Annotated in this window: 15 protein-coding genes; 8 read left to right on the top strand and 7 right to left on the bottom strand. The window is 50.6% G+C overall.

The window, feature by feature from the left end:
• Nucleotides 1-472: 472 nt before the first annotated feature.
• Entirely contained in the window at nucleotides 473-1,918 is a 1,446-nt protein-coding gene (gene cls / locus ACFVVF_RS18210; protein ID WP_387812574.1) for a cardiolipin synthase, read from the bottom strand.
• Between the two features lie 227 nt (nucleotides 1,919-2,145).
• Between cls and ACFVVF_RS18205 the strand changes: the two genes are divergently transcribed.
• Entirely contained in the window at nucleotides 2,146-3,462 is a 1,317-nt protein-coding gene (locus ACFVVF_RS18205) for a deoxyguanosinetriphosphate triphosphohydrolase family protein (RefSeq protein ID WP_387812571.1), read from the top strand.
• A 93-nt stretch (nucleotides 3,463-3,555) separates the two neighbouring features.
• Complete coding sequence (locus tag ACFVVF_RS18200) at nucleotides 3,556-3,711, top strand: DUF1540 domain-containing protein (RefSeq protein WP_081735450.1); 156 nt, start codon at nucleotides 3,556-3,558, stop codon at nucleotides 3,709-3,711.
• 111 nt (nucleotides 3,712-3,822) lie between these two features.
• On the opposite strand, the gene ACFVVF_RS18195 is transcribed toward ACFVVF_RS18200, so the two are convergent.
• On the bottom strand, nucleotides 3,823-4,734 hold the full coding sequence (locus ACFVVF_RS18195; RefSeq protein WP_387812568.1) for a M15 family metallopeptidase: 912 nt from the start codon (nucleotides 4,732-4,734) through the stop codon (nucleotides 3,823-3,825).
• A 280-nt stretch (nucleotides 4,735-5,014) separates the two neighbouring features.
• Between ACFVVF_RS18195 and ACFVVF_RS18190 the strand changes: the two genes are divergently transcribed.
• Nucleotides 5,015-6,892 carry an LTA synthase family protein gene (locus ACFVVF_RS18190; protein WP_387812566.1) on the top strand — a complete coding sequence of 626 codons (1,878 nt, stop codon included), beginning with the start codon at nucleotides 5,015-5,017 and terminating at the stop codon, nucleotides 6,890-6,892.
• Nucleotides 6,893-6,953: 61 nt separating this feature from the next.
• Here ACFVVF_RS18190 and ACFVVF_RS18185 read toward each other — a convergent pair whose 3' ends face one another.
• Nucleotides 6,954-7,907, bottom strand: a complete 954-nt coding sequence (locus tag ACFVVF_RS18185) for an aldo/keto reductase (RefSeq protein ID WP_387812563.1) — start codon at nucleotides 7,905-7,907, stop codon at nucleotides 6,954-6,956.
• Nucleotides 7,908-8,154: 247 nt separating this feature from the next.
• Here ACFVVF_RS18185 and ACFVVF_RS18180 point away from each other — a divergent pair, with 247 nt between their 5' ends.
• Nucleotides 8,155-8,538 (top strand): VOC family protein, encoded by a 384-nt coding sequence (locus ACFVVF_RS18180; RefSeq protein ID WP_387812560.1) that lies wholly within the window; start codon nucleotides 8,155-8,157, stop codon nucleotides 8,536-8,538.
• 78 nt (nucleotides 8,539-8,616) lie between these two features.
• Here ACFVVF_RS18180 and ACFVVF_RS18175 read toward each other — a convergent pair whose 3' ends face one another.
• The 4 genes from ACFVVF_RS18175 to ACFVVF_RS18160 form a co-directional block, all read right to left on the bottom strand.
• Nucleotides 8,617-11,484, bottom strand: a complete 2,868-nt coding sequence (locus tag ACFVVF_RS18175; protein ID WP_387812557.1) for a glycosyl hydrolase family 28-related protein — start codon at nucleotides 11,482-11,484, stop codon at nucleotides 8,617-8,619.
• Nucleotides 11,485-12,538: 1,054 nt separating this feature from the next.
• Entirely contained in the window at nucleotides 12,539-13,006 is a 468-nt protein-coding gene (bcp, locus tag ACFVVF_RS18170) for a thioredoxin-dependent thiol peroxidase (RefSeq protein WP_387812554.1), read from the bottom strand.
• Nucleotides 13,003-14,100, bottom strand: a complete 1,098-nt coding sequence (locus ACFVVF_RS18165; RefSeq protein ID WP_387812551.1) for an asparaginase — start codon at nucleotides 14,098-14,100, stop codon at nucleotides 13,003-13,005. The genes bcp and ACFVVF_RS18165 overlap by 4 nt, the downstream gene beginning before the upstream one ends.
• Before the next feature lie 112 nt (nucleotides 14,101-14,212).
• Nucleotides 14,213-15,541, bottom strand: coding sequence for an ABC transporter substrate-binding protein (locus tag ACFVVF_RS18160; RefSeq protein ID WP_387812549.1), 1,329 nt, complete (start codon nucleotides 15,539-15,541; stop codon nucleotides 14,213-14,215).
• Between the two features lie 224 nt (nucleotides 15,542-15,765).
• On the opposite strand from ACFVVF_RS18160, the gene ACFVVF_RS18155 reads away from it, so the two are divergent.
• The 4 genes from ACFVVF_RS18155 to chrA all read left to right on the top strand — a co-directional run bounded on the left by ACFVVF_RS18155 (nucleotide 15,766) and on the right by chrA (nucleotide 19,579).
• Nucleotides 15,766-17,598: an ABC transporter ATP-binding protein gene (locus ACFVVF_RS18155; RefSeq protein ID WP_387812546.1), complete on the top strand. Its 1,833-nt coding sequence runs from the start codon at nucleotides 15,766-15,768 to the stop codon at nucleotides 17,596-17,598.
• Between the two features lie 296 nt (nucleotides 17,599-17,894).
• Complete coding sequence (gene chrS / locus ACFVVF_RS18150) at nucleotides 17,895-18,377, top strand: chromate efflux transcriptional regulator ChrS (protein ID WP_387812543.1); 483 nt, start codon at nucleotides 17,895-17,897, stop codon at nucleotides 18,375-18,377.
• Nucleotides 18,378-18,415: 38 nt separating this feature from the next.
• A complete protein-coding gene (chrB, locus tag ACFVVF_RS18145) occupies nucleotides 18,416-19,030 on the top strand; it encodes a chromate efflux transporter ChrB (RefSeq protein ID WP_387813151.1) in 615 nt (204 codons plus the stop codon).
• 6 nt (nucleotides 19,031-19,036) lie between these two features.
• Nucleotides 19,037-19,579, top strand: coding sequence for a chromate efflux transporter ChrA (gene chrA / locus ACFVVF_RS18140; protein ID WP_387812540.1), 543 nt, complete (start codon nucleotides 19,037-19,039; stop codon nucleotides 19,577-19,579).
• The last annotated feature ends 375 nt before the right edge of the window (nucleotides 19,580-19,954 follow it).

Here is a 19,954-nt window from a genome sequence, read left to right as displayed (position 1 = left end):
AGCCTCCTGTCTCCTCCGCATACCACTTACATCCTATGAAACTATCTGCCTCTTCATACTTTAGTATGACGTGAAATAGTGAGCTCTGGAGCTAAGGAATCAATTTACGCAAAAAGCCTTTTATTGAATTATCTGAATATTTACAAAATTAAAATAATAGGCTATTATGAAGGTAACCCAAACGAGAGGGGATAGTCCATTGGAGTAAGTTAGCGAAGCATGTCTAACGAAAAGGGAAAGGAGTTTATCGAATTTCCGAAAATGGAGGCATGCGGGGACCCGTTAATCGACAAGGTGAAACGTTCTTTTTTCAAAATCTGAACCGGTAATGAGCAATACTTACTCAATGCTTGTGCAAATCTGAGCAACGCAAGTTGTAGAATGGAGTGTTAAAGTCAATTGAATAGCAGCTTTGCCGAAAGGTAAAGGGATTCCGGTTATCACAGATAAGCGGAATCCCTTTTTGTGTTCCTTACAATATCGGAGAAAGCAGACGGCTGATCGACTCTTTGAAACGGTTCATCAGCGGCCGCTGGCTGTACTTCTCGATCGTCAATTCCTCGCAGTAGAACAAGTCCTCTTCGAAAATACGCTGGAGCTCGGCAGCGGTAGTGCTGTCGTACATAAATGCGTTCATCTCGAAATTCAGCTTAAAGCTGCGAATATCGATATTTGCAGTTCCGACGGATGCGATCTTCCCGTCGATGACAAGCGTCTTCGCATGCAGAAATCCTTTTTCATACAAGTAACACTTTGCCCCGCCTGCAAGCAGTTCGCTGACATAGGAGTGAGTCGCCCAATAGACGAAGAAGTGATCCTGTTTGCTTGGAAGCATCACCTTTACGTCTACCCCAGATAATGCAGCGATCTTGAGCGCCGTCATCAAGCTCTCATCGGGCACGAAATACGGCGTTTGCAGGCTGACGCTTTCTTTGGCCGAATAGATCATTTTAATATAGGCGTCTTTAATTTGCTGGTATTCCGAATCGGGGCCGCTCGCTACGACCTGCATTCCAATACCGCCGCCACCGGGCTTAAACCTTGGAAAATAACGCTCATTCAGATCGATCATTCCATTGGACGCCATATTCCAGTCCATTAAGAACTGAGCCTGCATCTGCTGCACGGCCTGCCCTCTCACCCGCAGATGCGTATCCCGCCACTCTCCGAAATATTTGCTGCGCCCCAGATATTCATCCCCGATGTTGAAGCCGCCGATATAACCCGTAAAACCGTCTATAATGACCAGCTTGCGATGATTGCGGTAATTCAGCTTCAAATTTAAATAGGGAATCCGGGAAGGGAAAAAGGCCGCGGCGTGCCCTCCGACTCCGGTTAGCTTCGCGAAAAATTTCCTAGGCAATCCTTTGCTGCCGATATGGTCATATAGAAAACGGACCTCTACGCCCTGCTTGGCCTTCTCGACCAGTGCATCCAGCAGTTGGTTGCCGATGGCGTCATTGCGCACAATGTAATAGACAAGATGAATATGATGCTGTGCGGCCTCAATATCGCGAAGCAAAGCATCAAACTTGCTGTTGCCGTCGGTATAAATCTGAACGCTGTTGTTTTGCGTATACAGCGAGTAGCTGCCGACCAGATTCATTAATATCATATCGCGATAAGCCGACATTCCGGGGTCGTGGAACGCGAAGTCACGCTGCTCTAGCTGCAGCTTCTGCCCCTCTACGGTATCCTCAATGATCCGCTGGTTATCCCGAAGCAGCTTGCTCAGCTTCCGCTTGCGTAGCTTCTGGCCAAGAATCAGATACAGGATGAAGCCGATAACCGGGATGAAGTACAGAATCATCAGCCAGGCCCAGGTTGAGCTGGCATTCCGGCGCTCCAGAAAAATGACGGTAATCGCCAAAAATATATTCAACAGGGTAAAGATCGAGAAAATATCCTGAATATTCATGGAAAATAATACCTCTCACTAATAGTAGCCCGCTGATAGAAGCTCGTATAAATCATACTAGATGGGCGGGGGATGATCAAATAGACGAAAATGAACGAACGCCAACTTGTCTGCCATGGCTCCATTATTACATGCGACAAGCACTGAAAATGTGCTACAATTTTCACAAAACAGAATCGGATTACGCTGCTTCCCATGCGGAGGATCAGCAAGGGAGGAAGCCTACTATGGATTTACGCAAACTACGTATCGATGAACCCGTGCTCGGCACGTTCAGCGAGGAACGCGACGAGTACGAGAGAGATTATGCAAGACTGATACAATCGCCTGCTTTTCGCCGGCTGCAAGGCAAGACGCAAGTTTTCGGCGCTGGCTCAGGCGACTACTACCGGACCCGGCTTACGCATTCGCTTGAAGTATCGCAAATCGCCCGCGAGGTCGCCAGAAGGCTCGGCAAGCAATATGACTTTCTGTCCAAAAAAGAGCACCCTGGTCTCGTTCTTGACCCTGCTGTCGTCGAGATCGCGGCGCTGGCGCATGACCTCGGCCATCCTCCGTTCGGCCATAAGGGCGAAGAAGTGCTCAACAGGCTGCTGATGGAAGAGCATGGGCTCGCTTATGAGGGCAATGCGCAAAACTTTCGGATCCTAATGTTTTTAGAAAAAAGAGCCGGCAGCGGCAGCGGGCTTGATCTGACAGCCGCCACACTGCTGGCTACGAATAAATACCCGTATTCACTGGACGAACCGGGCAGATTGAAGGGATTGTACGCTTCGGAGTGGCAAGAGATCAAGCATCTGCGGGATGCGTGGCAAATGCCGGAGGGCTGCTCGACGCTGGAAGCTCAGCTTATGGACTTATGCGATGACATCGCCTACTCCACCCATGATATCGAGGACGGCATTCGTGCAGGCAAAATTCAGATGAACCGGACGTTTTTCGAGGACAGCCGTCTCATCGACAATCTTGTGCAGGAAATCGTAGAAGACCAAGGCAATATGGAGGTCGGCTGGGATCAGGTCGATATCCCTGCGATGGTCAAGCAGGTGTTGGCGGACTATCTGCAGCAATGGGAGGAGCTGTACGCCCAATACGACAATGAATCATCCCGCACGCGCCGGGAAATGAAAGCCCGGTGGGTAAGTGTATTTGCGGGCAAAGTCGGCATTATCGATGCTCCTTCAAAGGGATGGAAAAAGGTAACCTTCGTCGAAAGCGGCCAGCAGGATCTAGAGATGCTGCGCACGATGGAGATACTGAAGAAGCTGGCATGGGTCACCCTCATTAAAGACTTCCGTGTGCAGCGGCTGCAAAAACGGAGCGAAATTATGATTCGCCGTTTATGGGACAGCTTTAGAGTTCCCGACCACGGCCGATTGATTCTGCCGCCTGACTGGGTGGCCAGCTATGACCAGCATAAGCAGCATTGGAGCTGGCCTCGCTTCATCGCCGATTATATTTCCGGCATGACGGATGCCTATGCAGAGAAAGTCTATGCAGAATTGTACGCAAGCAAATCCGGCTCCATTTACGAAATGGATTAACATCGTCACTATGCCATGCTCCATCACTCAAGGGCCAAGTATAAAAGGCTCCCTACCTTGTCTATCCTAATAAACGGAGGAGGTGATGGGACCATGGCAAAAGACGTGCTTTGCGAAGTCAATTCCTGCAAGTTCTGGGCTGCAGGCAATCATTGCGGCGCTTCATCGATCTATGTGGTAAGCAACCGCGGCAAGCAAGCGAGCAACTCGGAAGAAACAGACTGCAAAACATTCGAATCAAAGCTGTAAAAGGCAAGCTTAGCGTAAAATGCGAAAAAGCGGCGCGGCCGCCGGTGCAGGGATGGACAATCCCTCAGCATCAGGCAGCTGCGCCGCATTTGTTAGGCAGCTTACAGCTTATTAATTGTTGACTGGAACCGCATTGAAATACTCCTCAAGCGTAATTCCCTTATCCGCAATTTCTTTAGAAATATCAGTTCCTACATAACGGAGATGCCATGGCTCATATTTGTAGCCGGTTATGCTTTCTTTGCCTTCCGGGTAACGAATGATGAAGCCATATTCGGCAGCATGAGCAGCCAGCCATTCCGCTTCAGGCGTTCCGCCGAAGCAATCCGATGCGGCGCATTTTCCGTCGCTTCCTGAGACGTCGATTGCAAGACCCGTTTCATGCTCGCTCGTGCCCGGGAAGGCGCTGTAGGTTTTCGCTTTTTCCAAGCCGTCTTTCTTCACATAGCGCTCAAACAACGATTTCTGTGTGGCATGGGAACGATATGCCGATACGCCTGCCAGATAAATGTTGTCTTTCTTGGCCCCTGCGAACATGTCCTCCAGAGCATCTGCCGCTTCCTTGCGCATTTTACGCTTATCTATCTTTTCCTTAAATGTGAAAGGAACGTCAGGATACACGAGATTAGCAGGCTTATAGTTTTCCGGCAGCTTGTTCTGCTTGTTTACAAGAGCCGCAATGCTCTCAGGCTGTGCAATAACTGCAATGCCGGAATCGTCTTTCGCCGGTGCCTTGGTTGGCTTATTCGTTGGCTTTGAAGGCTTCTCGGTAGGCTTGCTTGTTGGCGTCGGCTCCGTTGTTTCAACTGGAGGAGCAGTAGGCTCGTCCGTTGGCTGAGCAGGCTCATCCGTTGGATCCGGCGTTCCCGCCGGCGATTCTGTTACCGGATTATTTGTCGCCTCCGCCGTGTTCTCTGGCGGTAATGCAACTGAGTTTTCATAACGTATCATCATAAAGGCAGCTACCGCAATTACGCATACGAGAGCGAACCAAAGTGTCGTCCTTCTACGCTTTTTTCTCATTCGTTGGTTCATGATGCACTCCTTACGTTTAGTCATATAGTAAACTAGCAAAACACTCTAGCTCTACTATAAACGAGGAGCTGCTTAATGTCATGGATTTTCGACATTTTTTGCACAACCACGCGGTTTTTTTCATGGTGGCTGAGGTGACTTTTGCCTTTGACATCCGGATATGAAAAGGAGCATAATAGGTATAAATTATTTGTAAATTGAGCACTGGACAAAACGGGCTGATGTTGACGACGCCAGCCTGTTTTTGTTGTGAAAGGTAGGCGGTATCGTGTCAGGTCTTACTTCAAGACGGCTGTTCAGCACCAGACCCATTGTCGTTTTCTCGTTGATCGTCCTGTTGAAAAGCTATTTGGCGTGGATGGTTGTATTCGGGAGTCCTTCATGGACAACGTTGCTTAAAGAAGTGCCGTTTGCGTTAATCGTGTTCTGCTTGATCGAGTGGTTTGCAACGAAACGGAAGCTGGTCTACTACTTAGGCGCCAACCTTCTGATGACCGCCATTTTGTTCGCGGTATTGATGTATTACAAATATTATGGGGTCATCGTTACTTACTTAGCGCTGCATCAGGTGAATCAGGTAACCGCCGTCAGCAATAGTGTGTTCTCTCTGATGGATCCTTATTACTTGCTTGTCTTCATCGATATTATCGTAATGGCCTACTTCCTGATGCGCCGCAAGAAAGCGCAGAACTGGAAAAAAGACAGCCAGAAGCAAATCCGGAAAAGCGTCGTCGCCACTTTGTTCGGTATTTCGCTAGCTATGTGTCTGTTCAATATCGTACCTAACCGTGCCAGCATGAATGAAATTGTAAAAGCGGAGCAAATGGGCATTCTGAATTATGAAGCCTATACGATCTTCTCCAAAAAAACACAGGATTTCGTAGATAAATCCGAAATTACACAAGCGAAGATTAATGAGCTCAAAACGTTCCAGCAGCCGGCTAACCCTCAGCTTTGGGAAGCGGCAAAAGGAAAAAACCTCATTATCATTCAGCTGGAGTCGTTCCAGAACTTCCTCGTCAATCTGAAAGTTGACGGCAAGGAAATTACGCCGAACTTCAACAAGCTTGCGAATAACAACTATTACTTCAAGCATTTCTATCAAGGCGTCGGACAAGGCAATACATCGGATGCCGAGTTTATCGTTAATACATCGTATTACATCCCGCCAAACGGCGCGGCAACGCAAGTGTATGCGGGTAAAGAACTGCCAAGCTTGCCTAGGCTGGTAGAAGAGCACGGTTACGACTCCGCAACCTTCCATACGAACGTAGTGGAATTCTGGAACCGCGGAGAGCTTTACAAAGCATTGGGCTTCAACCGTTATTATGACAAGAAGTTTTTCGGCGAGGATGACACTGTCTTCTTCGGAGCTTCGGATGAAGTGCTGTATGCGAAGACTGCTGAAGAGCTTGACCGGATGAATAAGAGCGGTACACCGTTCTACTCGCAGATCATCTCAATGACTGCCCATCACCCGTTCACGATCCCGGCACGCAAGTACAAGATGGAGCTTCCTGAGCGGTATGAAGGCAGCTTTGTAGGCGACTATATCCGTGCGCAAAACTATGCGGATTACGCGCTTGGCCTGTTTATCGACGATCTGAAGGCACGCGGCATTTGGGACAACAGTATCGTTGTGCTTTACGGCGATCACCTCGGCTTGCCAATCTACTCATTGGATCGTACCGATAAAGAATTGATGAAAGAAATTTACGGTCGTGACTACGGCTATACCGATATGATCAACATTCCGCTCGTAATCGCATCTAACGGGGTGACCGATAAAGAGCCAAAAGCATTCGAACAGCTTGGCGGTCAAGTTGACGTTGTGCCAACAGTAGCCAACCTGCTTGGATTCAAGATGGATGATCATATTCACTTTGGTCAGGACTTGTTCAACAGCAGCACCTATAATCTGCTACCGCAGCGTTATTATCTGCCAACCGGATCATTCGTAAGCAGCCAGGAGCTGTTCCTCTCGGGCAGCGGCTATGCGGATGGCACTCATTATCCGCTCGCTGGTGACGGCATTAAAGAGCCGGAAGCTACGGAAAGTGAATACAATCGCGCACTGGAGCTGCTGAAGCTGTCCGACAGCTACGTCAGCCAACTGCCTGATCGTGAACCGAAGAACAAGGAATAAGACAAGGGCTGAAGCCAAGGGGATGAATAATCCCCCGCTTCAGCCCTTTTTGCATCATCGCTTAGATCACATAAGACGAATCGGGCTCGAACAATCTGCTCACTTGCTTGAAATCATCATCCGACAGCTGCCACTCGGCGGCGGCGGCATTGTCCTCCATTTGCTCAATGGTCCTCGCACCGGTCAACACCGTCGGAATCGCTTTATGATGCAATAGCCAATTAATCGCCAGCTGGCTAACCGATTTCCCAATCGACCATGCGAGGCCGGACAGCAGCTCTGCCTTTTGCTTTTGCGAGTTGTCGTGGAATGGCCCGCTAGATTTATGATCCTCATTCTCGGCATCACTTCTGTCTGCTTTGAAGTTCCCGGTCAGCTGGCCATGAGCAAGCGGGCTGGAAGGAATGAAGGCGACTTGCCGTTGCTCCGAGTAAGGCAGCTCTGCGTATTCCACTTGCCGCTGAAATAGATGAAACGGTGACTGCAGCGACACGACAGGAGCGAAGGTCTGCGCGGCAACCAGCTGATGAACGGAGAAATTGGAGACGCCGATATGACGGATTTTCCCTCTCGATACCAGGTCATTAAGGGCTGTGAAGGTCTCTTCTACCGGCGTTACGCCCTTCGGATCCGGCCAGTGCACCTGATACAGATCAATATAATCGGTATCAAGCCGGCGCAAGCTATCCTCCACCTCTTGAAATATACTTTTACGAGACAGATCGATTCGCAGCTCCCGCTGTTCATTCCAGACCAAGCCAAGCTTCGTTGCAATGAAAACCTTATCCCGTACCGGCTTCAACGCTTTGCCGAGCGCACGCTCCGATTCACCAAAGCTGTAGGATGGGGCCGTATCGTAAAAGTTAACGCCAAGCTCAACCGCCCGGCCAACCACATCAATAAATTCCTTCTCCTGTGTCTCGCTCCAGCCTGACTTCCCTGCTGTCCAAGCCCTTAAGCCAATGACTGACGCCTTTATGCCGCTGCTCCCAATTGTTCTTTGCTTCACATCCACCCCTGCCTTTCTCCTCTGCAAGCGTTAATCGATAGGCCCAATTTTTCATAAAAAAAGACTTTCGCCGTTATCCCGGATGGGGAAAGCGACGAAAGCCTCTGGACGTCCAGTGAGCGATGTATTATAATAATTCCTACATGTTTACTTGTATTTACATTATAAAATTACCGGAACATTTTTACAATTGTTTTTTTCGATGCCTGGCTGTACAAATCAAATTTCAAGCATTGCAGAGGAGGATAAGCAAATGACGAGAAGAAGAGTCGACCATGTCGGCGTTGCTGTACGAAATCTGGAAGTATCGCTGCGCTTTTATACGGAAATTGTAGGGCTTGAGCTGAAGGGACAGCTGACGCATACGAATGGCGTTATCCAGCTTGCTTTCCTGGGCTTTGGCAATACAGACGAAACCGAAATTGAACTGATTCAAGGGTATAGCAATCAGCTGCCTCCGGAAGGCACGATTCATCATTTTGCCATCCACGTCGACGATGTTGAAGCGGAATTCGAACGTATCAAAGGAACGGAAGCCGAACTGATCGATAACGAAATCACGACGCTGCCCAACGGCTACCGCTACTTTTTCATCTATGGCCCGGAGCGCGAATGGATTGAGTTTTTCCAGCGGTAAGTATATAAAGAGGCATGACAAGAAGAGAAGCCGTTCCTGGGAGCGGCTTCTCTTCTTTATAAGGCAGCGGCAATACAGCTATTTCATTTCTTTGCTTTTTGGCCCGCCATGGTTATGGTCTCGCTTATCCGATCCCCGATACCGGCGGATAAGCACGAAGCTAACAGCTGCCAGCACGACGACCAGGCCAATTCCCGCATAGATCCAGTTCCGGACAACGGTATTCGCATCGCTGTGAGCCGGTGCTTCTGTAGGTGCTGCTGTCTCTACAGCCTTCTCTTCGGCTGCAGGTGTCGGCTTGGACGTGCTCTCGGCCGCTTTAGCAAATGCGTTATGTGTCTGATTGTTCCTCCAAAGTCCCATTTCCTTCACATAAGTCCCGATAGAATTGATGATGGAAGACTGGGCGAACAATTTCGGCTCGCCTTTCGCATTCAATAACGCTTTGGTGGAGCCGATCACAGAGTTATCCAAGTAAAGCTTGCCATCATTCATTAGCTTGGCAAAGCCCCAATCGCCCGGATTGCGGAAATGGACCGCTTGCAGCTTCAGATTGCCGTTGTCTACGGTTACCCCGTACATCGGAGCGCCCCAGAAATCAGCACTGTAAAAACGGATTTCGGAAGCGAATCTCTCGCCGATCTCCACATACCTCGTCTCTTCACCGCCATCGATGGAGACAATTTGCGAGTTGATGAGATCAAAACCTGCTTCACCTGCACCTTCGAATACAAGCCCCTTCTGAGCGCCGTCAACACCAAGGCCTACGCTGATACCGGTTGGGCCTCTGCCGTTCTCCTCCGCCAGCAGCAAGCCGCTCCGCGAGCCATAATGAAAGTTGTTGTACAGAATTTCGTCCTTCACATCTCCCAGTATCATAAAGTCCAGCTGGTTGTAGCCATATTCGTACACCGGTTTGTTATTGTCCATGGACGGAGCGTTCGGCCACTCGCCAAACTTCGATTCCGAGCCAGCCGCATAGACGATCTGGTTGAAATGCATGTTGTAGATTTTGCCGCCTTCACTGCCGCCGCCAACCTTAACGCCATTCCTAAAAACATGGCCGGTTACAAAATCAAGATAATGGTTGTCAGCCTTATGCGTGAACAGATCGACGCCGTTATAGACCGCGCGCAAGCCGACATTAATTATATATACGTCTTTGCCCGCAGCCTGAACTGTATATGGATAAGAAGCTATATTCGGAAGCTGGGAGGCAAGCTGCTCCGGATAGTTGATCGTGATTCCTCTTACCCCGCTTCGTTCGGACAGCTTCAGGAACGGCTCGCCTTTCGGATTATCCCGGTCAGCGTATGCTTCCAGCACGCTTCCGGGGCCAGTTGGCACGGTGCTGTTATCAACCGAGCCCTTCAGCTCCACTCCGGTTGGCACCGTCAAGTGCCCAAGCACCTTATACTTGCCCGGCGGAAGAAAGACAACGCCTCCTCCTTCCGCAGCAGCCTTATCCAAAACCGCTTGAATTGCGGCCGTATTATCGGTCTTGCCGTCGTTTTTCGCACGGAACGGCGCTTCCGTCGCTACATACAATGCCATCCTTGCCGGTTTATGCGTTTCCGGCACAGCGTCCGGGAATACAGGCAGCTTTGCCATGTTGACCGGTGAATGGTCGATCGTCGAAATGAATTTCGACGTATCTTCAATATCCGGTGTTCCGCTAAAACGGTTGCCGGTAAGAATCGCTCTGGCGCTATCCGTGATGCGAATCTGCGGTGCAGCGTTATTGAAATCGGAATCGGAAGCCATGAGTGTGCCTCCAGCAACCGCCACATCGCCGCCTGCTACCGTACTTTGCTGTACAATCAGCTTTGTCTGCGAGGTTGGGTCAACTGCGATAGCATGCAGCGAAGCGTTAATGTCACTGCCGTTCAATTGAAACACGCCGGAAGTTCCGGGACCTACCGCAATACCGGTCTCACCGTCTTGAATATGGACGCGGGTAAACATTACTCCATCCCCGCTAACCGTCTCGGCGTATATTGCCGTTTTATTACCGGTAAAAGTAAGCTCATAATTATGACCGTTCGGGATGCTTCCCGGACTCGCAATTGAAGGCCCCAGATGAAAGCCTCTGTTATAGCCGTCAATCGTAATGTAGCCGGTATAAGACCAATCGTTGCGGCGCATGACGATACCCGTTCCGTTCTCATAGATCCACTGCTCGTACGCACTGCCTGCAGCAGGAGCATTCGGCAAACCCGACCCCGACCAGTAGTCCGGGGAAAAATCAATCCATTCGATGCGCCCAACATCGGCGATGTTGTCAATTTCGACGCCCCGCGACAGCAGCGTCCCGTAAAGCCCGTTCAGAACAGGGCTGGAACCGCCATTTTCACGGGAGAACATGAGACCGGTATAAGCGTTGATGAAGGTAATATTTTTAGCGTTGCAGAAATCATTGCCGAAATAGTTCGGCTTGCCGAATACGATTGCCGGCGGGTATGGCGTAATCTGATCCGGCAGCTGTTCCGGATACCAGATTGACAAATCACGAATAGCCGAGGATGGCTCCATCGTGACGAGCGGAGCGGCATTCTCATCGCCTCTTCCCGCGTATGCCATCAGGATTGTGCCCTTCACCGGCTGCCCTCTGACAGGCTTGCTCCATTCGCCGCGCAGCGTTACGCCCTTCGGAATGAGCAAGCTGCCTTTAATGGCATATTTGCCTTCCGGCACAAACAATGTGCCTCCGCCAAGTGTGCCCAGCTCATCGAGCAGCTGCTGGAATATTGCCGTTACATCGGTTTCTCCGTCTCCAAGCGCACCAAAGTCGCGGACGGAATAAGCGGCAACGAACGTATCGGCCGTCTCATAGGCCGGTTCGATCAGTTTCCATTCCGGCGCCGTCTTGGCGGCCGAGACGGGAACGACGCCTAAGTGGGCGATACAAAAGATAAGCATGAGCATCATCAGCAATTTTTTAGACATGGCTTTCTTCTCCTCCTGCCGTTCAGGGCTATCCAATGAATAAATGAACCCATTTTCAATGGATGGAATGGTTATGATTGTAAACTAGATCGAGCTCCAGCTGTACGAGGAAAATGTAAAGTTTCCATGCCAAAGTTAACCGATTTGCTGATTTCCTTGTGAGGAGGGGACAGAGAGTTCGATTTGGCGGACTAACCCGGCAATCTCACGGCCCTGGAAGGGAAGCTGTGCTGTGCGTTATCGGGCAGACGTCAATTTTCCATAGCCGCCAACTATTTTGCTCTTCCTGCAACGAGAGAGGTCATGCTAAGGGCTTGCCCTCGGCTGCGCTGTTAAGACCCTGTGAGGGTCTTAACGGCCTCACATCAGGGCAAATACAGCTATATAAGACCCTCTACGGGTCATACTCGTACTCACAAGCTGCATTTTATCGCCGATTAACCCTCGGCTGCTCCTGTTAAGACCCTGAGAAGGCCTTACCGGCCTCGCATCAGGACAAACACAGCGATATAAGACCCCCCTAAGGGTCTTATCCCTACTCACAAGCTGCTTTTTCTCGCCGATTAACCCTCGGCTGCGCCCGTTAAGACCCTGTGAGGGTCTTAACGACCTCACAGTAGAACAAGTTTAGCGCTGTAAGACCCTCTAAGGGTCTTACTCTCACTCACAAGCTGCTTTTTCCCGCCGATTAACCCTCGGCTGCTCCTGTTAAGACCCTGAGAAGGCCTTACCGGCCTCGCATCAGGACAAAAGCAGTGCTATAAGACCCCTAAGGGTCTTATCCGTACTCACAAGCTGCTTTTTCTCGCCGATTAGCCCTCAGTTGCACTCGTTAAGACCCTGTGGGGCCTTTATCAGCCACTCAGCAGGGCAAATACAACGCCATAAGACCCTCTGTGGGTCTTATATCATCGAGCTAACTGCTCTAGACACCACCGGATGAAGCCGCATGGTCTCCACGCACGAAAAAAAGAGGCCTTGCAGCGACACATGCCGCTGCTCGAAGCCCCTCTAACTAAGGAGGACTCACATTAAGCCCTCCCGTATCATAAACCTAGCCTTGCTTGGCCGCCTCCAGCACTTCCTGTACATGGCCATCCACGTTAACTACGCGCCATTCCTTCGCCAGCACACCGTTCTCGTTGATCAGAAACGTCGACCGTTCGATACCCATAAACTCAGTACCGTTCCAGCTGCGCAGCTTCCAGACGCCAAACAGCTCCGACACCTCATGCTCCGTATCCGACAGCAGCGGAAAAGGCAGCTCATGCTTGGCAATAAATTCATCATGAGATGCAAGGTCATCAGGGCTGATACCAATTACTGCAGTATTATTAGTCTCGAACTGACCGTTGTAGTCACGGAAATCGCACGATTCCGTCGTGCAGCCAGGCGTCATATCCTTCGGATAGAAGTAAATGACGAGCTTTTTCCCTCTGTAATCCTTAAGCGATACAGCTTGGCCCGTCGAAGCAGGCAGTGTGAAGTCAGGCACCTCTTGGCCGATTTGCACTTGCGTCATTTTCCATCCGCTCCTTGTCTATCTGGTTTAAGACGTTCATAAAACAATTCTTTATTCCACATAAAGGATTCGATCTCCTCTTTGCTGTCAAACAAAGAGTAAGCCAGCGTCAGCTTCATCAGCGCAGCCTCGACAGATAAATTGTCGATAAAAACGACGCCCGCTTCCATTAAGCTGACTGAAGAAGCATACATCGCCTCTGTCCGGTCTTTTAGCGGGCAAAGATACAGATCCACACCCTGTTCCCCGCAGTATTCGGCAAATCCGAGCAGCGAATAATTGCCCGGTGCGTTTGCGCTTGCCGTACCGGAATGGTACAGGTCATGCAGAACCGCCTTCGGCTTGCGCCGGCTAAAATCATAGAACGAATAGTCGATACCTGTAAATGGCTTGATATAAAGCAAGCCGGATTCAATTCGTTTGCCGCTGCCGCGATTCTCCCACGGAGAAATGGTGCGCGCTCGATTACGCAATGCCTCTAATGTCGGGTTGTCCGAATGCGGCTCGGGGATGAAGTAGCCCTGCTCTACCCGTCCATAAGGCAGATCATAGGGGCTGCCGAACTGATCGGTAAATGATTCGCATTGCGTAATCCGCGTGCCCAAATACACGAGCGATTCACTGCGGTCATTGCGGTACACGACAAATACGCCCGGCACGCTGCCGGTATCCATAATGAAGTCGATCGCAGCGGCAAAATTACTCACGCCATTGCTTCGCTCATCATCAAGATGATAATTGGCAGCCACAAGCACAATCGGCACCGGTGAATCACAGCATAAGTAACTTAACATAGCTGCCGAATAGGCTAGCGTATCCGAACCGTGAGTGACAATAATGCCTGCATACTCCGCTTTGTCGATACTATCCAGCGCATCCATCAGTACATTCCAGTCATCCGGCACCAAGTTCTCACTTAGCACATTCAACGGCTGAGCGGTCTCAAATTGGACGTCCCGTTTGTGCGGAAGGCTTCCATATGCTTCGAGCAAAGCATACGTGCCGCTCTCATGAACCGATACGGTTCCATTATTATTTTTACTGCCGATTGTTCCCCCCGTGAAGAACACGGCGATTTTTCCCGTTCCAGCCATTATCCTCGTCTCTCCATTTCCAACCAAGCGGTACTTCATCCTCATTTAAACATAAAGCGGTTTAAATAACACCTGTCTAACCCAATCGTAACCATTTCCAAATCGGTTCATACTAGGGCGAATAAGCCTGCGCCATTCCGTTCGTCCGCTCTTTGTGCCAGAAATCGTCCAGCTCCTTAAGCAGCTCCTCCACCGTTATCTCTCCTTCTAAGTAACGCCGAGCCTGCTCTTTTCCCTGTTTGTAAAACGTGCTGTAATCGTAGTAATGATTAGGCGGCTGGGTTCGAATATACTGCTCCTCATTTTGATCCATCATCCAGAATGAGGCGTATGGCCCCGATTGCAGAAAAGAGGCATCCCGCGGATAAATCGGCAGAACCCCGATCCGTTCGCCAAACTCTTCATTAACGGCAGGCGATGATAAAAACTCGATCAGCGACCAGGCTTCCTTAATATGCGGCGAGTAGGAAGCAATCCCCCAGCCTGCGCCCCTTACCGCATAATGGGATATTCCTTGAGGCCCTACAGGCAGCGGTGCAGTTGCCCAGCTGTCCGGCTCCATCTTCCCGTTCAGCAGAGCAATTGCCCCTGCATCAGCGATCATCATTGACGCCGAGCCGTTCGCAAAAGCGTCGGCCTGCTCGGTAAAGCTCCATTCCGCCGATTGCGGAGGCGACAGGTCCTCGTAAAGCTGCTTGTACAGGATAGCACCGTCACGTGCTCCGGTTCCATTAAAAATAGTGGTACGATCATGTTTGTACATGCCGTCCCGAGCATCGACATGATCCCCATTATAATCTTGAATAAGCTGCGTCAGCAGGCGATCCGGACCTTCATCCCCGCGAAATGCGAGACCGTATTCGCCCTTCGCCCGATTGGTCAACAGCTTACCTGTATAGTAGAGCTCCTCCCAAGTCTCCGGCACCTGCAGCGCTTTTTCGTCAAACCTGTCCTTACGGTAATAAAGCTGATTGCGGTACAGCCCGTTCGGAATATAGTAGACCGCCCCGTCCCATTCGGAGGCAAAATGCTTAGCGTCCTCGCTCAGCCCGGCATAATCCTTCCATGTATCCGCATAGGCCGTCAAATTGAGTATCAGCTTCCGCTCAACTAGCGGGATGAGCGTCTGATCCCTCACTTCCACGACATCGATGCCTACCCGGTCGCGAAGCGCATTCTGGATCCGGTCGTCCGCAACCGGGTTGCCCGGGGAGAGCAGCTCCACTTTTATCCCGGGATTCAGCTCCTCGTAACGATTCAGTAAATCGCGCAGCGCCTCCGTACGCGGTTCATTCGTTAAGCTTTGAATTATTCGTAATGTAACTCCGCTTTGTTCAGAAGCAACCGTCTCTGCCTCACGCTTCATGCACCCGTTCATTACAACGAAAGCTAGTACCGCTACAATTGCGATCGGCCAACGTATCCGGTTGTTGCGGAACATCCGTCATGTACGCCCCCATTCACTTTAGATATGGTTTGCTTCCCTTATTCTACTATCTTCATCCAAAAATGCACAGTACTCTGACAGCGTTTTCAATATCGAATTAACATACTTTTTCAGACATTATGTAGGAAATTGACGATTCGTTGACACCCTGCCTGACGAGAGCTATCGTTTAATTGAGAGCACAACAGAATGAATGTCTATCAGACGAGGTGACCCCTATGAATATGAACCCGCGTATGATGCAGCCGCAGCGCCCCAAAAGCAAGGGCAGCATATGGGCGATGTACAAACGGATGTTTTTTCACGTCAGCTCCCGCTGGCCGCTATTAATTGCCGCACTTGTCTGCATTATCGCCGTGTCACTGCTCGAATTCGTTATACCGCAGTTGACGCAGTATACGATAGACCATGTCATACCCGGGCGAAAATACAGCGCGCTTCCGGCGATCGGAATCGGCATTCTTGCAACCGCCGCCTTGCTCGGGCTGTTCAACTATTGGAGCTCCTTGACGATGGCGTCTGTCGGACAAAGGGCCATTCTTGACCTGCGCAACGAATTGTACCGTCATTTGCAAAAGCTGGACGTCGGCTTTTTCGACCGCAACCGTACCGGCGACCTCATGTCCCGCGTAACCAACGACGTCAATATGCTGCAGCAGCTGATCTCCTCCGGCATGCTGTCCATCGTGACCGATATGTTCACATTCGCAGCCGTCGCCGGTTACATGCTGTGGGTCGATTGGAGGCTGACGCTTCTTGTGCTCGCCACCTTTCCGTTCATGATCATGACAACCCGCTTCTTCAGCAAAAAAATGCGGTTCTCGTTCAAGCGAGTACAGGAATCCGTATCTGAGGTCAGCTCCCATCTGCAGGATACATTGACCTCAATCCGGCTGATCAAATCCTTCTCGAGTGAAGACTATGAAGTGCGCCGTTTTGGCGACCGAAGCGAAGCCAATATGAACGCCAACCTGGGGGCTGTTAAGCTCCGCGCCATCTACGAGCCGATTATCGATTTATTGAACTTCATCGGACTTGCAGCCGTGCTGCTGTTTGGAGCGCGGCAGACGATGCATGAAGCGCTCACGGTCGGCACGATCGTCGCTTTTATGGCTTATGTCAGATTGCTGCAAAACCCGGTAAAGCGGTTCAGCCGGACGATGAATACGATTCAGCAATCGGCTGCCGCCTATGAACGGATTGTGGAAATACTGGGCGAAGAACCAGCTGTTCAGGAGAAAGAGAATGCCGTTCAATTGCCTGTCGTTAGGGGTGAGGTGCAATTTCGCAACGTCAGCTTTGCCTACCATAACGGCGCCCCGGTGCTAAAGCAGTTCAATCTGGAGATGAAAGCCGGAGAAATGACGGCGCTGGTTGGCTCTTCCGGAGCCGGCAAGTCGACCATCGCCCATCTGCTGACGCGGTTTTACGATCCGCAGGAGGGCGAAGTGACGCTTGACGGCTATCCGTTAACCGACGTCGGCTTGAAATCGCTGCGAAGTCAGATGGGCATTGTGTCACAAGAAATTTGGCTGCTGAACGGCACCATTCGCGAGAACATTGCCTACAGCAAGCCAGACGCCGAGGAAGCTGACATTATTGCAGCGGCAAAAGCAGCGAATGCTCATGCCTTCATCATGGATCTGCCGGACGGCTACGATTCCCAGATCGGAGAGCGGGGCGTCAAACTGTCAGGCGGGCAAAAGCAGCGGCTGTCCATTGCGCGGGCGCTGCTCAAAAATCCGCGTCTCATCATTCTCGACGAAGCGACCTCCTCGTTGGACAGCGAATCAGAACGTGCAATTCAAGATGCGCTCTCCCGACTGCTGGCTGGACGCACCTGTCTCATTATTGCCCATCGGCTGTCGACGATCCGGCAGGCCGATCGCATCTATGTGCTCGATAAGGGCCGCGTCATCGAGGAAGGCAATCATGAGACGCTGCTGAAGAAGCAAGGCCGTTATCATCAGCTCTATGAGCTGCAATTCCCGCAGCGGGATGAAGCAGAAGCGAAATCTGCCGCTGGCGGACAAAGCAAACCGTCCAGATAAAGGATATTGTAAAAGCCTGCGTCGCTTTCACAGGGACGCAGGTTTTTTTCGTAAAAAAGTCACATTGAGGCCTTATTCTGCTCGCTTATCCGCAGTTTATATGCCATTAAAACTTATCATGTTTTTTGAAAACACCATGGCTAGGGAAATACAGCAGATTCTTAATCCGAAAGTAAATCCCCTAATTTATATTGATTACGAACGAAATCGCATATATATTTATTCATATAGTAAACAAATCGGCTGTATTATGTTCATTATGAAGGTTCAGTCGTTTCGAGATGAAGGGAGATTCTATGCAGTCCAAAACAACAATTCCGCTTGAATCGGCAAATATTGATGAGATCGATCGTAAAATCATTTCCGCCCTGCATGTTAACGGAAGAATTTCTTACACAGACTTGGCGAAAGATATCGGCTTGTCCAGAGTAGCCGTACAAGCGCGTATTAATGCTCTGATGGAGGAAGGCGTCATTGAACGGTTCACTGCCGTCATCAATCCGGAGAAGATCGGCATTACGGTGTCCGCTTTTTTCAATGTCGAGGTTGAGCCGAAGTTTCTGCATGAGGTGGCCGATCAGCTGTCTGACGAACCTGAAGTGACCAGCCTCTATCATATGACTGGGCCAAGCAAGCTGCATATGCATGGATTGTTTCTGAACAATCAGGAGATGGAGACATTCATGCGCGAGAAACTGTACACGCTGCCCGGCATTATGAGCGTCGATTGCCAGGTGCTCATCAACCGTTATAAAAGCCGGATGGGGATGAGATTATGAATACGCCAACGCCTCCTCCCGCACAGAGCTCAATTCCGATGCCTAACGGATCACGAGGCAAAACATACGGCGAGCTGAGCTGGGCGATGATCAAAACCGGCATTTTAGGCTATGGGGGAGGCCCATCCGTTATACCGTTGATCCGCTATGAGGCGGTTACCCGCTACAACTGGATCAACGACGAGGAGTTCGCTGAAATTTTGGCACTAGCTAATGCCCTGCCCGGCCCGATCGCCACCAAGATGGCCGCCTACCTCGGCTATCACAAGCAAGGCTGGTTAGGCGCAACGGTTGCCGTGCTGGCTCATATTTTACCATCGTCTGTTGCTATGATTGCACTATTGTCAGTCGTTGACGCATTAAGCGGCTCAGCTGTAGTTCAGGGGATGATCGCTGCAGTTATTCCCGTCATTGCCGTCATGCTTGGGGTCATGGCTTATGAATTCGGCAATCGCGCACTCAAAGGGCTGGGTGCTGCATTCGGCATCGCAATGTGCGCCATCGCTTTTCTGCTGCTGCAGATTTTGCATGTCCATGACGCTATCGTCACTATTCTTTTTCTGGCTTACGGGGCTGTCCATTTCAACGTGATCAGACGGTTTAAAGACCGGAAGCACAAACGCCAACAACCGGCAGAGACAAGCGAGGAATAGATGATAATGGATTGGATTGAACTGATTATCGGTTTTTTTATTGCGAACGTGCTCGGATACGGGGGAGGTCCCGCCTCCATTCCGCTTATGTACAATGAGGTTGTTAAAAACTACGGATGGGCGACGGACAGCCAATTTTCGCAAATTCTTGCCCTCGGCAACGCATTGCCAGGTCCCATCGCAACCAAAATCGCCGCATTTGTCGGCTTTGACGTGTATGGAGTTACCGGCATGCTGCTGGCGCTCGCCGCAACTGTGATTCCTTCCGCAGTTGCGCTTATCTTTTTGCTGAAGCTGCTGTCCAAACATCGTCAATCGCCGGTTGTAAAAGGACTGACGCTGCTCGTCCAGCCTGTCGTTGCGATTATGATGGTGCTGCTCACCTGGCAAATGGCGGGCACCTCTGTGCATTCCTCCGGCCTATGGCAGACGATTGGCATTGCCGCCGTTGCATATTGGGCGATGGAACGCCGGAAAATCCACCCGGCGATCGTCATTTGCGCCGCCTTCGTCTACGGCGGACTAGTGCTGTCGCACACGATGGTTTGAATCGTTTTGCAGAAAGAAGCGGCATCCCCTTTGTTACTGGGGATGCCGCTTCTTTAGAGTGTCTCTTGTTGAGAATCTCCTTCCTGCTTCGTTAAACTCCGCCTTGCACCTAACTAACTATTACAGCGAATCACCTAAAATCCGCCAACTAACTAACCAGCCTCTATAGCGAATCGCCTTCGCTGTTTTGCGAAGCTAGCTTCGCTAATCAGACCGTAGAGAGGCCAGCTGCAGCCTGCAGCGAAGTATTCTTCGCTACTCGTGAACCTTGGTTCTCGATTTGCGAAAATTACTTCGCTATCTCTCACCAGCCGCCACCGCACGCCCATTTTGCCCCTCTAGAACGAACCTTACTTCGCTAATTTGCGAGCCTGC

The organism is Paenibacillus sp. NPDC058174, from assembly GCF_042883865.1.
Taxonomy (GTDB): Bacteria; Bacillota; Bacilli; order Paenibacillales; family Paenibacillaceae; genus Pristimantibacillus.
Note: the sequence above shows the minus strand (reverse complement) of the source record. Positions and strands in the feature narration are given on the sequence as shown.

Coding starts and splice junctions, on each gene's coding strand:
- cls (WP_387812574.1), bottom strand. CDS start 1,918: ATGAATATTCAGGATATTTTCTCGATCTTTACCCTGTTGAATATATTT.
- ACFVVF_RS18205 (WP_387812571.1), top strand. CDS start 2,146: ATGGATTTACGCAAACTACGTATCGATGAACCCGTGCTCGGCACGTTC.
- ACFVVF_RS18200 (WP_081735450.1), top strand. CDS start 3,556: ATGGCAAAAGACGTGCTTTGCGAAGTCAATTCCTGCAAGTTCTGGGCT.
- ACFVVF_RS18195 (WP_387812568.1), bottom strand. CDS start 4,734: ATGAGAAAAAAGCGTAGAAGGACGACACTTTGGTTCGCTCTCGTATGC.
- ACFVVF_RS18180 (WP_387812560.1), top strand. CDS start 8,155: ATGACGAGAAGAAGAGTCGACCATGTCGGCGTTGCTGTACGAAATCTG.
- ACFVVF_RS18175 (WP_387812557.1), bottom strand. CDS start 11,484: ATGTCTAAAAAATTGCTGATGATGCTCATGCTTATCTTTTGTATCGCC.
- bcp (WP_387812554.1), bottom strand. CDS start 13,006: ATGACGCAAGTGCAAATCGGCCAAGAGGTGCCTGACTTCACACTGCCT.
- ACFVVF_RS18165 (WP_387812551.1), bottom strand. CDS start 14,100: ATGGCTGGAACGGGAAAAATCGCCGTGTTCTTCACGGGGGGAACAATC.
- ACFVVF_RS18160 (WP_387812549.1), bottom strand. CDS start 15,541: ATGTTCCGCAACAACCGGATACGTTGGCCGATCGCAATTGTAGCGGTA.
- ACFVVF_RS18155 (WP_387812546.1), top strand. CDS start 15,766: ATGAATATGAACCCGCGTATGATGCAGCCGCAGCGCCCCAAAAGCAAG.
- chrS (WP_387812543.1), top strand. CDS start 17,895: ATGCAGTCCAAAACAACAATTCCGCTTGAATCGGCAAATATTGATGAG.
- chrB (WP_387813151.1), top strand. CDS start 18,416: ATGCCTAACGGATCACGAGGCAAAACATACGGCGAGCTGAGCTGGGCG.
- chrA (WP_387812540.1), top strand. CDS start 19,037: ATGGATTGGATTGAACTGATTATCGGTTTTTTTATTGCGAACGTGCTC.